Origin of the sequence: Adhaeribacter soli (assembly GCF_008727925.1) — a bacterium.
Taxonomy (GTDB): Bacteria; Bacteroidota; Bacteroidia; order Cytophagales; family Hymenobacteraceae; genus Adhaeribacter_A; species Adhaeribacter_A soli.
This window is the reverse complement of record NZ_VTWT01000015.1, coordinates 1-14829: the sequence shown is the minus strand read 5'-3', so window position 1 is coordinate 14829 and position 14829 is coordinate 1. Positions and strand designations below refer to the sequence as shown.

General features: G+C 48.1%; 11 protein-coding genes. 7 read left to right on the top strand and 4 right to left on the bottom strand.

Going from position 1 to position 14829, the window contains the following annotated elements; all coding sequences use genetic code 11:
• Window positions 1-11 precede the first annotated feature (11 nt).
• Window positions 12-539: a D-glycero-alpha-D-manno-heptose-1,7-bisphosphate 7-phosphatase gene (locus F0P94_RS19350; RefSeq protein WP_150906189.1), complete on the bottom strand. Its 528-nt coding sequence runs from the start codon at window positions 537-539 to the stop codon at window positions 12-14.
• 252 nt (window positions 540-791) lie between these two features.
• Between F0P94_RS19350 and hemG the strand changes: the two genes are divergently transcribed.
• The 3 genes from hemG to F0P94_RS19335 all read left to right on the top strand — a co-directional run bounded on the left by hemG (window position 792) and on the right by F0P94_RS19335 (window position 3895).
• The gene (gene hemG, locus F0P94_RS19345) at window positions 792-2129 is read left to right on the top strand and encodes a protoporphyrinogen oxidase (protein ID WP_150906187.1); all 1338 of its coding nucleotides are present in this window, start codon (window positions 792-794) and stop codon (window positions 2127-2129) included.
• Between the two features lie 19 nt (window positions 2130-2148).
• Window positions 2149-2880: a polyprenol monophosphomannose synthase gene (locus F0P94_RS19340; protein ID WP_150906185.1), complete on the top strand. Its 732-nt coding sequence runs from the start codon at window positions 2149-2151 to the stop codon at window positions 2878-2880.
• 70 nt (window positions 2881-2950) lie between these two features.
• Entirely contained in the window at window positions 2951-3895 is a 945-nt protein-coding gene (locus F0P94_RS19335; protein WP_150906183.1) for a TerC family protein, read from the top strand.
• A 772-nt stretch (window positions 3896-4667) separates the two neighbouring features.
• On the opposite strand, the gene F0P94_RS19330 is transcribed toward F0P94_RS19335, so the two are convergent.
• Both F0P94_RS19330 and F0P94_RS19325 read right to left on the bottom strand, forming a co-directional pair.
• On the bottom strand, window positions 4668-6659 hold the full coding sequence (locus F0P94_RS19330) for a biosynthetic peptidoglycan transglycosylase (RefSeq protein ID WP_225307299.1): 1992 nt from the start codon (window positions 6657-6659) through the stop codon (window positions 4668-4670).
• A gap of 118 nt (window positions 6660-6777) precedes the next feature.
• Window positions 6778-8454: an endonuclease gene (locus F0P94_RS19325; RefSeq protein ID WP_150906181.1), complete on the bottom strand. Its 1677-nt coding sequence runs from the start codon at window positions 8452-8454 to the stop codon at window positions 6778-6780.
• Between the two features lie 114 nt (window positions 8455-8568).
• On the opposite strand from F0P94_RS19325, the gene purB reads away from it, so the two are divergent.
• The 3 genes from purB to F0P94_RS19310 all read left to right on the top strand — a co-directional run bounded on the left by purB (window position 8569) and on the right by F0P94_RS19310 (window position 11962).
• The gene (gene purB / locus F0P94_RS19320; protein WP_150906223.1) at window positions 8569-9948 is read left to right on the top strand and encodes an adenylosuccinate lyase; all 1380 of its coding nucleotides are present in this window, start codon (window positions 8569-8571) and stop codon (window positions 9946-9948) included.
• Window positions 9949-10063: 115 nt separating this feature from the next.
• The gene (locus F0P94_RS19315) at window positions 10064-10771 is read left to right on the top strand and encodes a DsbA family oxidoreductase (RefSeq protein ID WP_150906179.1); all 708 of its coding nucleotides are present in this window, start codon (window positions 10064-10066) and stop codon (window positions 10769-10771) included.
• A 489-nt stretch (window positions 10772-11260) separates the two neighbouring features.
• Complete coding sequence (locus tag F0P94_RS19310; RefSeq protein ID WP_150906177.1) at window positions 11261-11962, top strand: glycerophosphodiester phosphodiesterase; 702 nt, start codon at window positions 11261-11263, stop codon at window positions 11960-11962.
• A 142-nt stretch (window positions 11963-12104) separates the two neighbouring features.
• Here F0P94_RS19310 and F0P94_RS19305 read toward each other — a convergent pair whose 3' ends face one another.
• Window positions 12105-13358: a metallophosphoesterase gene (locus F0P94_RS19305; RefSeq protein ID WP_150906175.1), complete on the bottom strand. Its 1254-nt coding sequence runs from the start codon at window positions 13356-13358 to the stop codon at window positions 12105-12107.
• A gap of 619 nt (window positions 13359-13977) precedes the next feature.
• On the opposite strand from F0P94_RS19305, the gene F0P94_RS19300 reads away from it, so the two are divergent.
• Window positions 13978-14736, top strand: a complete 759-nt coding sequence (locus F0P94_RS19300) for a hypothetical protein (protein WP_150906173.1) — start codon at window positions 13978-13980, stop codon at window positions 14734-14736.
• The last annotated feature ends 93 nt before the right edge of the window (window positions 14737-14829 follow it).

Here is a 14829-nt window from a genome sequence, read left to right as displayed (position 1 = left end):
ATGGAAACAATTCAACCTTTCTGCCCCAAAATAAACCTCGTCGCGGTCAGCAGATCCTTTTCCCGGAAAGGATGAGCATAGGTTTCCTCCTCTCCTACCAGAATTGCTTTTACGTTTACTTTTGCCGCCGCCTGCAGATCCCGTTTTTTATCGCCTACAAACCACGACTTTTCCGGATCAATGTTGAATTTAGCCATGGCCTTTTCCAGCATTAAAGAGTCCGGCTTACGGCTCAGCGATTCCGACACGGATGGGTGTGAAGGCGCATAGTACAGAGCATCTATTATTCCATTAAAGGCCTGCTGCAGTTTCCGATGACAGGCATAAACGTCTTCCCGGGTGTAAAGTCCTTTGGCAATGCCGCCCTGGTTCGTGATAATGATGAGGAGATAACCGTTTTCCTTCAGCAGTTGCAGCGCTTCCGGTACGCCGGGCAGCACGTCAAAATCTTCCAGCCGCCAGGTATAATCGCCGCGCTCCCGGTTCAGTACGCCGTCGCGATCCAGGAAAACGCATTTTGTTTTGGTATTCTGTTCCATTGCGGTTCAAAACTACAACCTTTTCAGGATTTCAACCCTTCCCTTCCTTTATAAAAACCGTAGCCAATTCTTCTTAAAACTTCTGCCCTGTTTTCCGTAAACAGGCATCCGGCAGGTACTTTTTCAGGCGGAATACCTACCCTTTTTAAGCGAAAATAATTGCCGGAGCAAAAGGCGGAAAAATGAAGAAGCATTTGAACCTAATCTTCTCCTTTCCAAATTTTTAAATTTTCAAATTTCCAAATTGAATAAATGAGAGTAGGCATTATAGGCGCGGGTATTTCGGGGTTAGTGGTTGCCCATCAACTGCAGAAAGCTGGCATTCAGCACGATCTGTACGAGCAGGCCGATTTCCCGGGCGGCAACATTAAATCGGTACGCATAAAGAATTACGTGCTGGAAATGGGACCGAACTCGCTGCTCTTAACGCCCGAAATTGAAAAGCTGATCCGGGAACTGAAACTGGAACCGGAGGTGGTGGAAGCAAATCCCGTTTCCGGTACCCGTTACATTTTCCGCGATGGCCGCTACCGCCGGCTGCCCGATTCGCCCCTGAAGCTCATGGCCGATACTTATTTTCATTTTAAAACGAAGTACCGCCTGCTGCAGGAACGTTTTCTTCCGCCTAAACCCGTTAATCCGCACGAAACCATCAGCCAGTTTTTCGAAAGAAGGTTCGGCCGGGAGGTGCTGGATTATGCGGTTTCGCCTTTCGTAATGGGCATTTTTGCCGGCGATCCTGACCAGTTGCTCATCAATAAAACGTTTCCGAAGCTGGTTAAATACGAACAGGTGTACGGCTCGGTACAGAAAGGCCTGCTTAAAGATCCGCCGAAGCGCAGGAAAACCATTTCGTTTAAAAACGGCCTCCAGACCCTGCCTTTGGCGCTGGGTTCCAAGCTACTGGGTCTGCAAACCGGCTATCCGGTAGAAATGGTCACCAAAAGCCACGGCAAATACATTATTAGTACCACTTCGCCCGATTACGTGCCGCGCGAATACGACGTTCTGGTAATGGCCATTCCGGCGCACAAGGCCACGCCCCTGCTGGAGTATACCTTTCCGGGTCTCGCCGCAGCCCTGCGGAATGTAAATTATCCGCCCGTGGCCGTGGTGCATACCGTTTATAAAAAGGCATCGGTCGGTTTTTCGCTGAAAGGTTTTGGCGCCCTCCACCCGAAAAAGGAAAACCTTTTCTCTGCCGGCGTGATCTGGAACAGTTCCATTTTCCCGAACCGCTGCCCCGACGACGAAGTGCTATTCACCACTTTTGTAGGCGGTACGCCCTTCGCCGAAAATACGCGTCGCCCCCGCATGGAAATTCTGAAAGGCGTGCACGAGGAACTGAAACGCAATTACCAGATCTCGGCGGAGCGTCCGGTTTACCAGCATTTCTATCTCTGGCACCAGGCCATTCCGCAATACGACCTTTACATTGAAGATGCCCAGCAATTTGCCAAAACCCTGGAGACAGATAATGTGTTTATAGCAGCCAACTGGTGCAGCGGCGTTTCCATCCAGCATTGCGTAAAGCGCGGCCTGAAAGTAGCAAAAAAAATTCAGGAGCTGGCTTCGGCCCAAACCGCCTGATTTCACTATCTTTGAAGCTATGAATAACGCCATAGTGGTAATTCCCACTTATAATGAGAAAGAGAACGCGGAAGCCATCGTTCGAAAGGTTTTTTCGCTGCCCGTTCCTTTCGATGTTCTGATCGTGGACGACAACTCCCCGGATGGCACCGCGGCAATTATCCGGAATTTGCAGCAGGAGTTTCCTGAAAAGCTTTTTCTGGAAGAACGCCAGGGCAAACTGGGTTTGGGAACCGCATACATTCACGGCTTTAAATATGCTTTGGCCCGCGGCTACCAATACATTTTTGAAATGGACGCCGATTTCTCGCACAACCCCGAAGACCTGGTGCGCCTTTATGAAGCGTGTGCCGTGGAAGGGTACGACGTGGCCATTGGCAGCCGCTACATTAAAGGCGTGAACGTGGTAAACTGGCCCATGAACCGGGTGCTGATGAGCTATTTCGCCAGCGCTTACGTGCGCATGATCACGGGTATGCCTATTCAGGATGCTACGGCCGGTTTTAAGTGCTACACCCGCAAAGTGCTCGAAACCATTCCGCTCGATGAGATCAAATTTATCGGGTATGCCTTCCAGATCGAAATGAAATTCCTGGCTTATAAATACGGCTTTAAAATTAAGGAGGTGCCTATCATTTTTACCGATCGCACCCGAGGCGAATCGAAAATGAGCAAAGGCATTATCAAGGAAGCTTTTTACGGCGTGATCCGGATGAAAATGGACAGCCTCTTCCGCCGTTTCGAACATTAATACTCACTTACTCCAACCCCTGCTTATTATTACCATGAAAACAAACCCCAACTTTTTTATTTTATAACATATGGGAGACAATATTATGTTCTGGGTGCTCTTTAACGTATTCGTTTTAGGAATGCTGGCGCTCGACCTTTTTGTGTTCCACCGGCATGCCCACGAAGTGAAGATCAAAGAAGCCCTCGGTTTCAGCGCTTTCTGGATCGCGCTGGCCCTGGCTTTTAATGTGCTTATCTATTACACGATGGGTACCGAACCCGCACTCGAATTCCTGACGGCCTACCTGATCGAAAAATCGCTGAGCGTCGATAACCTGTTTGTGTTCATCGTGCTGTTCAATTACTTTAAGATCCCGCCTATTTTCCAGCACAAGATCCTGTTCTGGGGTATTATCGGGGCCTTGGTTTTGCGGGCAATTTTTATTGTGGTTGGGGTAGCGTTACTGGCTAAGTTCCACTTCATTATTTACATCCTGGGTGCCTTCCTGATCTTTACTGGTATTAAGATGGCCACCACGTCGCATGAGCCGGAAATTAACCCGCGGGCCAACCCGGTGGTTAAATTCATCAGCCGCTTCATGCCGGTTACAAACGAACTGGTAGGCGGTAAATTCTTCGTAAAACGCGAAGGGATGATCTTTGCCACGCCGCTTTTCATAGTGCTCCTGATGGTAGAAACTACCGACCTGGTATTTGCCATGGATTCGATCCCGGCCATTCTGGCAATTTCCCGCGACACGTTTATCGTTTATACCTCTAACGTTTTTGCTCTGCTTGGTTTAAGAGCGCTGTACTTTGCCCTGTCCGGTATCATGCAGCTTTTCCATTACCTGCACTACGGCCTGGCGCTAATTCTGGTATTCATCGGTATCAAGCTTGTGCTTTCGGATATTTACCATTTCGATATGCGTTACGCGTTGTTGATCGTGGGTGGTATTCTAGCAACTTCAGTAATCGCCTCCTTGCTGTTCCCGAAAAAAGATAGCGACCTGCCTGTTCCGCCAACAAATTAATTTGGGTTTTTCAGCCAGAAAACCTACCCTTTTACAAGGCCGGCTTATAAATAGCCGGCCTTTTTTGTGAAGCTGGTTTCTCTGCTATCCGTCAGCTAAAGCAGACGGCAATGAAGGTGGTATTTGTTGAATTTGAGCATAAACCAATGCTCCATCATGGTTAAATAATCGGCCACTTCTATTCGCCGTTGTTGCGTGTTTTATGAACGTAAGGCAAAATGTTCTATTGTGATTTTTATCTGTAGAGACGTAATATATTACGTCTCCATTCAGGGTACAATGTTTCCGTTTAGGATATTACGTCTCCTTCGGGGTGACAAACAGTGGTAAATAATGCGGGAGCCAGTTACAAGGCAGTATCAGATTTCGCCTATTTGTCGCAATGCTGTGAAAGACGTAATATATTACGTCTCTACAGGGGTTCTGGAAACTAGCCTGTTTTCTAATTGTTGACTGGAGTGTTACTTTTATCGAATTAAAAATTCATTGCCGTCTGCTTTAGCTGACGGTTTTTAAGAAATGTAACCATGGCTTTAGCCGAACTTTCATTCATTTAAGTCTTTCTGCTGACCGCCGACAAGGTCCTTCACTCGCGTTCAGGATGACAGATTGATTAGAGCCTTACCCTATTTTCTCAACCGATCTATAGTCTTTTTTTGATTTCTATTTTAAGAATCCACAATCCATTAACTTTTTCTATCGGCATCCGGTAAAAAGAAAGCCCGGCAAATCAACTTTACCGGGCCTTTCATTTTTAAATCAAAATCTAATCCTAATCCATCATATCGATCGGGGCCAGTTGCAGCGTATCGGTTACGGAGGTAGTATCTACGGCGGTAACGATCAGGTCGCGGGCGCGGCCGTAAAGGTCTACAGCAGGCTGCAGGGCATCGTACTCTTCCTGGGAGATCTGGCCGCGGCGAAGCATGATGCCGGAGATCAGGCGGTAATACCAGGCTACGTGCGGCTTCAGGTTGCCGTAGGCATCGAAGGCGGAACGGTAAGCTTTGGGTTTCGGGATTATGTGCGCCAGGTAAATGCTTTCGGCCAGGGTAAGTTCGGAAGGTTGCTTTCCGAAATAGAACCGCGAAGCATCTTTTATCCCGTACACGTTTGGCCCCCATTCAATAATGTTCAGGTAAACCTCGTACATCCGGGTTTTGGAAGTAATTTTGTTGTTCTCGATGAGCCACACGATTAAGGCTTCTTCCGCTTTACGGGCAATGGTTTTCTTGCGGCTCAGGAACACGTTTTTTACCAGCTGCATGGAAATGGTACTGCCGCCGCGCGCAAACTTCTTGGCTTTTATGTTGGTGGCTATACTCTGCCGGAATGCCTCTTCATGAAACCCTTTGTGCCGAAAAAAACCGGCATCTTCCGAAGTCATGATCGTATTTTTCAGGTAAGGCGAAATGGAATTGTACGGCGCAAAAAAAGGATTACCCGGCCCTACCGTAAAGGTACGTACTGGTTTGCCGTATTCGTAGGCGGTGTACTGGAACGGCCGGTTCATTTTACTCAGGTCTTCCTTGCCATATTGCAGAATCTTGAAATTATGCCCTTCCAGGTCCGAATCGAAAGTCAGGTGTTTCAGGTCGGCAAAGTTGATGTGGGTTTTCATCGTATAAGAAAGGCTTCCTTCCCCCTTAATTCCTTCCACGGTATCGAACATGCCTTCCGGCAGCGAGCCGAAGAAATCGTTAGCCGGGGTTTGGGCCGTATGCACCCGCATTACCAGGTCTTTGGCCGGTTTGGTCCGGAATTGTACTACCGGGTAGATCTTCATTTTGTTCACGCGAACTTCCGTCAGGCTGTCTACGGCATAATAATCCGGGCCCAGGGAAACCACGTAATCTACGGCGCTGCTTTTTACTTTTACATCGGTATCGGAAATGCGGGAGTGGTTAACGGTAAGTCCGGTTATGCTGGCATTTCCCCGCACGGTTAGCATGTCGCGCGAAAAACGTTTATCCGATAAACTCACGGCCAGGGTATCGAAGGAAACATCGCCGCCAAATTTCTGCTTCACGTAAGGCAGCACAATGCCCGCCGTATCGAGGGCATAGAGCCGGGCCGAAATAAAATATTTACCCGGATCGATGGTGCCGTGCGCGCGGAGGTTATTTACCAGCGAGTCGGTTTTAACGGTAAGGGCCGTCTTGATTTCGCCGTCTGCAATGGTAAGTTCCGGCATTTTCATGGCAATGTTCCGGTGCGGCGAGGTATAAGAAACGTTCAGGTTCTGAAAATTAACCTGGTCCGGCACGCTTTCAAAGGCTTTTTCGATCAGATCGTTCAGCAGTTTGCCGTAATTTCTGGATTTGGTGGTATCTACCGGTTCGGTGGGCTTTTTGCCGAGCAGGAACGAATAATTGTTCGTATTGTCCGGATACTTTACAGCCGTTAGGTAAGCATCAGAAACCTCCAGTTCATTGAATATGATCCTTCCCTTCAATAAGGTCCGGAAACTGATGGAGGCATGCACCTTTTTGGTTTGCAACAGGGTATCGCCATAATTCGGCACCAGGGCAATATTCTCCATTTCCACCGAGGTAAGGTTGGCAAACCCCGATTTCCCGATGTGCAGTTTGGCCGGATATTTAGCTTCTACTTTGGTAACCACTGTTTCTACCGCGTACTTCAGCAGGCGCTGCCGGTAGAAAAACAAAACACTTACGGCAAGGATCAAAACCAGTAAAATACCGGCGCCAACCTGCAGGCTCCGCCGGATAAGTAATTCTTTATTATATTTAAATTGCGGCACGCTATAAATTTTATGTGCAAATATAGAAAAAACGAAACCTTCAGCGCTTCTCTTTTATTAAAAGCTGCACTGAAGGTTAAATCGTTCAAAACGGTAGCAAAACCGCTAAAAAAAGTACTTACAGCTTTATAAACTTCCGGATAACGACCTCATTACCGGAATTTATCCGGATAAAGTACGCACCGCGCTTCAACTCCGTTACGTTCACAGTAGAAATATCGCCGCTGGCAGTAGTTTTCCGTACTGTCCGGCCCATGGCATCCAGAATTTCCAGGTTATAAGCGCCTTTGCCGAACTGATTGCCGCGGGCAATGGTCAGCTCCTCTCCTACCGGGTTCGGAAACAGGTTAAAGATAGCCGCATCTACGTTCTTACCAGCAGAAAGCGGACCAGAAACTTTATTCTTGTTGGCGTAAACCGGAACACTCAGGCTGGTTTTACCCGGAATGTTAGAACCCAGCGTCAGCATTTCCGAAACAGAATCGTTGGCAGAACCTAAATTCAGGTTAATTTTCAGGGTATAGGCTTCGCCTGGGGCAATGGAGAAATTAGACCCTGAACCGCTGGCAAAACTTAAAATGCTGGTGTTCGAAAGCGTTGGGTTGGTAAAGTTCATGGTTTGGTTGCCATTGTTTACCAGCACGTAGTTGTAGGTAAAGTTTCCGGCCGGAATATGGCCATAATTTACGACCGGCGTCTGGTAAAGCTCATAGGAAGGCAAAGCAGCCGAAGGGCTCACGAAATTATTGATACGATCTGCTAACTGCGGGTAATCTACAAACGGGTTGCGGTTCTGCTGGCGCGCCTGGATATCGTTGTTGCGTTTTACGTCTATCGGGGTTGGGGCAAACTGCTTGTTCCAGGTTTTCAGAATGGCTTCCTGCGGCACAAAGAACCCTTGGTAATCCTGGTAACGGATCACGAAATACAGCATGGCCCGGGCTGTAGCGCCTTTCTGCTGATCGCGTGGTTCGTACAGGTTATTATTTCCCAGATGCGAAGGCGTATTGATCTGGTCGTTCCGGTATGGTGTGGTGGCTATGCCGAAAGGATAACTGCTGCGGCTGTTATTCGCTGCTTCATCGGTCGGGAAAAGGTGGTGCATATCCGAAACCATTGGGCTGGATGAACCGAATTTGCCCTGCGGGAACGTATGCTCGGCATTAATGTTAAAATTGCTGAAAATGTTGCTGCGGCTGGTGTAGCCTGCTGCAACCCGGCCCGTGTAAACGCATTCGAGCGTGTTAACGGATGCGCCACGGCCATTGGTTTTCCAGTTATCAACCTCCATGTACATTTTATCGCGAGCAGCATCGTAACTGAACGAGGTGTACGGATTGGAAACAATGCCTTTTAAAGCCACTTTCAGCTGTTCTTCCGATTTGTTTTCGGAGTTATTGTAATAGCTTTTTGAATATTTGCCCTGCCCTGTGAGGTCCACTGATAAATGGCCGCCGTGCGAATCGGTTTCGATCACCATTTCGGAGTTGTGGGCAATATTGTGGAGCGGCGAAAAAGTTACGGTAAGGGTCTGGGAGCCTCCGGCCGGAATGCTGAGCGGCAACGTCTGGTTTACCGAAAATGCCGGCGCACCGTAGGTGGTAAAAAACCGGATACCGGTTACGTTTACGCTGTAATTCAACGGATTGGAGATCACGACCTGCTGCGTAACCGGGGCAATTTCAGTGGCATTGCCGAAAGCCAGTTGGGTTTTATTTGCCTGCAGGGTTTGCGCCTGTACCGTGCCAAAACCAAGGAAAGCTGCTGCTAAGAGCCCGCCGTAAAATTTCTTCATAAAAAGAATAAAAATAAGTACAAAAAAGCCTGTAAAGGTATTAAAAAATATTAATAATATAGCAATTCTGCAATTGAGCGTTTAGGCGTACCTTTGCGGCTTAATAGCCTCACCATGAACCTGAACGCTTTAACCGCTTTATCGCCGGTGGACGGCCGCTACCGCAAACAAACTGCCGGGCTGGCCGCTTATTTTTCTGAATTCGGCCTCATCCGTTACCGGGTGCAGGTGGAAGTGGAATACTTTATTGCCCTCTGCCAGATCCCGCTGCCGCAACTTGCCGGTTTCCCAACCGAACAATTCGCTTTTTTACGGAAGATCTATACCGGTTTTTCCGAAGCCGATGCCCAAGCCATTAAAACCCTGGAGCAAACCACCAACCACGACGTAAAAGCGGTTGAATATTTCCTGAAACAGCGCTTCGATGAAAATGGTTTAACGGCCTTTGCAGAATTTATCCACTTTGGTTTAACTTCTCAGGATATTAACAATACCGCCATTCCGCTTTCGCTTAAAGAGGCCACCGAAACCGTGCTGATGCCTGCTTTTACCCTGGTGCTGCAGAAACTGGAAGAAATGACCGAAGCCTGGCAACAGGTGCCTATGCTGGCTCATACCCACGGGCAACCGGCCTCTCCTACCCGCCTGGGCAAGGAAATGCTGGTATTCGCCGAACGTCTGCACCGTCAGCTTTCATCTTTGCGCACCATCCCGTTTTCGGCTAAATTCGGCGGCGCTACCGGTAACTTCAACGCCCATTTTATTGCCTACCCGCAAACCGACTGGCTGGCCTTCGCCGAGAAATTTGTGAACCATACTTTAGGCCTGAACCGCACCCGCGTAACCACCCAGATCGAACCTTACGACGACCTGGCTGCCTATTCCGACAACCTGAAGCGCCTGAACACCATCCTGACCGATTTTGCGCGCGACATCTGGCAGTACATTTCCATGGGCTACTTCACCCAGAAGATCAAAGCCGGTGAGATCGGGTCTTCGGCTATGCCGCACAAAGTAAACCCGATCGATTTCGAAAATGCCGAAGGAAACCTGGGCGTGGCCAATGCTTTACTGGAGTTCTTTGCCGCCAAACTACCGATCTCCCGCCTGCAGCGCGACCTGACCGATTCTACCGTGCTCCGGAATTTAGGCGTGCCGCTGGCGCATACTTTAATTGCTTTAAAATCATTAGAAAAAGGCATTGGCAAACTGCAGCTGAACGAAAACGCCCTGAAAGCGCACCTGGAAGATAACTGGGCCGTAGTAGCCGAAGGCATTCAGACCGTACTTCGCCGGGAAGGCTATCCGCAACCTTACGAAGCCCTGAAAGCCCTTACCCGCAAAAACGAAAAGATCACCGAAAAAACCATTCAGGAATTTATTCAAACCCTGGACGTAAGCGAAGAAGTAAGATCAGAATTACGGGCCATTTCGCCTTACAGCTACACCGGCATTGTATTTCCGAAACGGCAGGAAATCCCTGCAAAAAACTAATTGCTCTTTTAAAGGCCGGAAGTTTCCGGCCTTTTTTATGGTTCGACCCGTATTTAAAAATCACACTTAATTTCAAATTAAATTGTTGTACTCAGTATAACCAAAGAACATAAATATGAAAATAGAGATCTGGTCCGATATCGTTTGTCCGTTTTGCTACATCGGCAAGCGCAAATTTGAGAATGCCTTAAAAGATTTCAAGCATAAAGATGACGTGGAAATTGAATGGCGCAGTTTTCAGCTCGATCCGGAAATGCAGCCGGTAGCCGGCATGAGCGTAGACGCTTACCTGGCACAGCGCAAGGGCGTGAGCCTGGCCGAGGGCAAGCAGATGAACGATTACATGGCCGGCATGGCCAAAGAAGTGGGCTTAACCTACAACTTCGACCAGGCCATTATAACCAACACCATGGATGCGCACCGCCTGCTGCATTACGCCAAAGAGCAGGGCAAGCAAAATGAACTGAAAGAAAAACTGTTTGCAGCTTATTATACCGAAGGCAAAAACGTAGGCGACCACGAGACGCTGGCCCAAATTGCCGAAACAGTAGGTTTGAACGGCGAAAAAGTAAAAGAAATGCTGAAAAGCGATGCCTACCGCGAAGACGTGCACCAGGACCAGTACCAGGCACAGCAGGTTGGCGCCCGCGGCGTTCCCTTCTTTGTGTTTAATGATAAGTATGCCGTTTCCGGCGCCCAGCCTTCTGAAGTTTTCCAGCAGGTACTCGACAAAGTGTGGCAGGAAACCGAAAAATCAAAACCGATCCCACTAGCCGGCGACCCGAATGCAGATGCCTGCGGCCTGGATAGTAAGAATTGCTAGGCTCCGCCTAATTAGGAATTAGAAATTAGAAGTTAGAAATGGTGGCAACGCATTTTCTGCTTCATGATTTAAGCATCCAGAATTTTTGGAAGCTAATTCATATATAAGAATGTCATGTTAAGCACAAGTGAGCGCGGGGGAGCGCGAAACTTGCGAGCGTAGCTCTGAAACAACTCGTCGGCGGGAAGGAAAGCTGTTATTTCTGGCTTCTCTACTGATGGCCAACGAGGTCCTTCGCGGGCGCTCAGGATGACAGGTGGATTTATGAGATTGCTTTTAGAATGTTTTGTCCTTGCACCAGCAGGGAAGAAAAAGGTGGTAAGCCGCATCATGCGTTGGTTTACCACTTTTTTATGGTTTATTGATACTGATTTACTCCTTTTCTGCTGGAAATTTAAACCTGCTTTTCAAGATTCCGTTTTCTAAATTCCTTTCAGAATACCCCCTTATTTCCCTGAAAATCTGTAAACTCCTTCCAGCCAATACGAAATGAGCAATACGCTTAAAAACAACTCTCCGGAAATAATCGGGCATCGCGGCGCTGCCGGCTTGGTGTTTGAGAATACGCTCGCCGGCTTCCAAAAGGCTTTTGAATTGAGGTTGAGTTTAATTGAACTGGATGTCTGGAAAACAATTGACGGTGAAAGTGTGGTTTTTCACGATGCTTTGCTGGACCGGTTAACGCCGGCCAAGGGTCTTATTGCGGAACAAACCGTTGCCGAATTGCAGCAAATAAAACTGAACAACGGCGATCCCATCCCAACTTTAAAGGAAGTTATCGCCCTGGCAAAGGATTACCCCGTAACCCTGATCGTGGAAGTGAAAGCCGAAAATGCCTTTGCCAAAACCCTGGAATTGCTGGAAGCAGAACTGCCCTATTCCCGTTTCGTACTTGGCTCGTTCTACCACCAACCCATTATTCAACTGAAGAAAGCCAAACCGGAACTTCGCACCGCCATTATGTTCGAAGGCGTTCCGGTGGATTTTGATGAATACCTGGCGAAAGTGAACCCGGAATTTGTAGTGGCTTCCAAAGATACGGCCAACGCATATTTAGCCGAAACCGTAAAGTTGCAGAACCGGAAGCTCTTGTTTTACACCGTGAACTCCGAACCAGAATATACGATGCTTTTAAAATACGCGCCCTTCGGCATTATTTCCGATTTTCCGGACCTGTTTCTGAAAAGCTAGGTAATCAATGCTGCCGGTTTTTCCGGCCAAAACGTAGCGTTTTCCGCCTCAAAAGTAACCTGAACTTTTAACGCCGGAATCCATCAACGGAAACAAACCATTTACTCAGAACAATCCTGCCGCTTTCCTGCTCTTCCAGACATTAAGCCTTGCCTCTCCGTAATTCCAGCACCGTAATTTCCGGCCAGATTCCTACCCTACCCGAGTAACCGATAAAGCCGAAACCGCGGTTCACGTACAGCCTTCTGCCGGCTTCTTCGGCCAGGCCGGCCCAGGTTTTATAACGGTATTGTGCCGGGCTCCATTTAAAGGTAGGCGTTTCAATACCGAACTGCATGCCGTGGGTGTGACCGGATAAAGTAAGGTGCACTAGCGTTGGATGATGCTTTACTATTTCTTCCCAGTGCGATGGATCGTGCGAAAGCAAAATCTTGAAGGCATTTTTATCGACGTTTTGCAGGGCCTTGTCCAGGTTTCCGATCTGAATAAAACCTTTGCCCCAGTTTTGTACCCCGATCAGTGATAATTTTTCCCCGTCTTTTTCAAGGGTAACTGCTTCATCCAGCAGCAGCCGGTAATCCATTTCAGCCTGATGTTTTTTTAAGGCAGCCAGGTTGGCTTCCTTCGCGGCCTGGCTGGGCCATTGGGCGTACAGGCCGTAGTCGTGGTTGCCCAGAACCGAAAACTGGCCGAAAGGCGCTTTTATTTGTTTGAAATGGTTTATATACGGCACTACTTCTTCTGCCTTATCATTCACCAGGTCGCCGGTAAAAACGAACAAATCCGGTTTCTGAGCATTGGCCAGGTCAATGCCGCGCTGGACAGCCAACGGATCGTCGAAACTCCCGGCGTGAATATCCGATAACTGCATGATGCTGAAACCGTCGAAAGCAGCCGGCAGGTCGTCAAAATAAAGCGTGGTGCGGTGTACCCTGTAATCGTATCTGCCTTTCACCATGCCGTAAATAAAAGCCGCGAACGGAATACCTGCCAGAATCGTAGCCGCCTGGCTTACGAATTTCCTCCGGCCCGGCATTAAAGGCTCGTCCGGAGCGGCGCTCTTAGGTTGCCTTGCCAGGCGGAAAAGGGCAACTGCGGCCCGCACCTGATCTTCGCCGAACAGCACCAGAATAAAAACCAGCTTGGTTACAAAGAAGGCCAGGAACAGGTTCATTACCCATTTCATAAAGGCCGTACTCTCGTCGGTAACCATGCGGAGGTACACTACATAGCAGAAACAAATATTAAATCCGATAAAAAAGGCCCAGTAGCCCCAACGGAAAAACTTCTTCAGACCTTCGGACCTTAGATCGGCCGTAAGTCTTTTAATTCCCTGGTAAACGTAAAAATCGAGGATAAGCGAAATAACCCCGAAAAGCATTATAAAACGCCGCATGTATTCTGAATATTTATTTGCAGGTAAAGCCTATTAATTGCCACCGGCAGCTTATCTCATTGCAGGCCGGTTTCTATTTATAGAACAAAAACGCTGGCATAAGTTTAATTTTATGACTTAGCTGAAATTCATTTTCCGGAAGCCAACCGGCCCTTCTTGCGCTTCGAGGCTTCTATAAAGCTTTACAGGAGCTTTATTGAATAAGAAAAAACGCTTCCAAGTCCTCCCGAAGATTTCTGCAACCAGACACCTGAATTTCGAACAGGCACTTATCCCATTCAGGCGGCAAGTTACTTTAAAACGGTAGCATTTTAAGCGCAAAAACCATCTTTCCGGATTTACCCGAACCACCAAAGGTTACCTTTTGCGCGAGGGTTTCGGTGGAAAACTAATCTAACTCATAATCAAGGCTTTACTTCCGCCTTTCTTTTGCCGCCCTTGTTACCCCGAAGGTGGTCTGTTTTTTGCGCCTTGAATTTAGGATCGTTTTAGATAAAATTCCCGGATAAAACAACACCCTACCACCTCATTTTCAACCTGTTAAACTGTTCATAAATTTAAACTGAAGCCTTATCCCCAATAAAAAATCAAGCATTTCACCCAATTCACTTTAAACGCTATGAAAACAAAAATCTGGTTTATTGCCCTTGGCTGGTTGTTGCTGGCCAGCAGCTGTTCTTCCGTTTACATGCCCAACGTGCCCAATACCCCCATGCTCAGCGCCCAGGGGGAATTGTACAGCAGCGCTCACATCACCTTTAAGGGGAATGCCAGTTTCAATACCGCTTATGCCGTTTCCGACCACTTTGGGGTGCTTTTAAATGGCTCGCTTATGAACAGTAACCGCGAGAAGAAAGATTTCCGTCATAACTTACTCGAAGCTGGCGGCGGCTATTTTACCACCTTCGGCGACAACAACAAGCGCATCCTGGAAATTTACGGCGGCCTGGGATGGGGCAGCTCCGACCGCACATTCAAAAAGAAAACCTCGGAAGGCCCCGTGAGCTACGATCGGCAGGAAGTTTCTTTCACCAAATACTTTGTGCAGGTAAATTTCAGTAAAAAGAAACAGGAAACGCTCCGGCTTTTCGGCCACACTTTTCCGATGAATTACGGTACCGCTTTGCGGGCCAGTTATATCAATATGTCCGAATTTACCCGAAACGATGTAAAGCAACCTACCGAAGACAATATTTTCCTGGAACCCATATTTTTCACCCGCATCTCCTTAACCCCATCGGTGCAGTTTCAGTACACCAGCGGCTTTAACGTGGGCCTCAAAAACCGGGAATTCCTCACGGCCGGCAACTCAGTATCGAGCTTTGGCTTTGTGGTAAACGTGGGCGGCCGCAATTCCCGAAGAGGACCTAAAAACTAAATGCTATGGTTTCAGTCAGAAAAATACGGGGGACCACTTTCATGGCCGTCTGCTTTAGCTGACGGATCCGTCAGCTAAAGCAGACGGCCATGA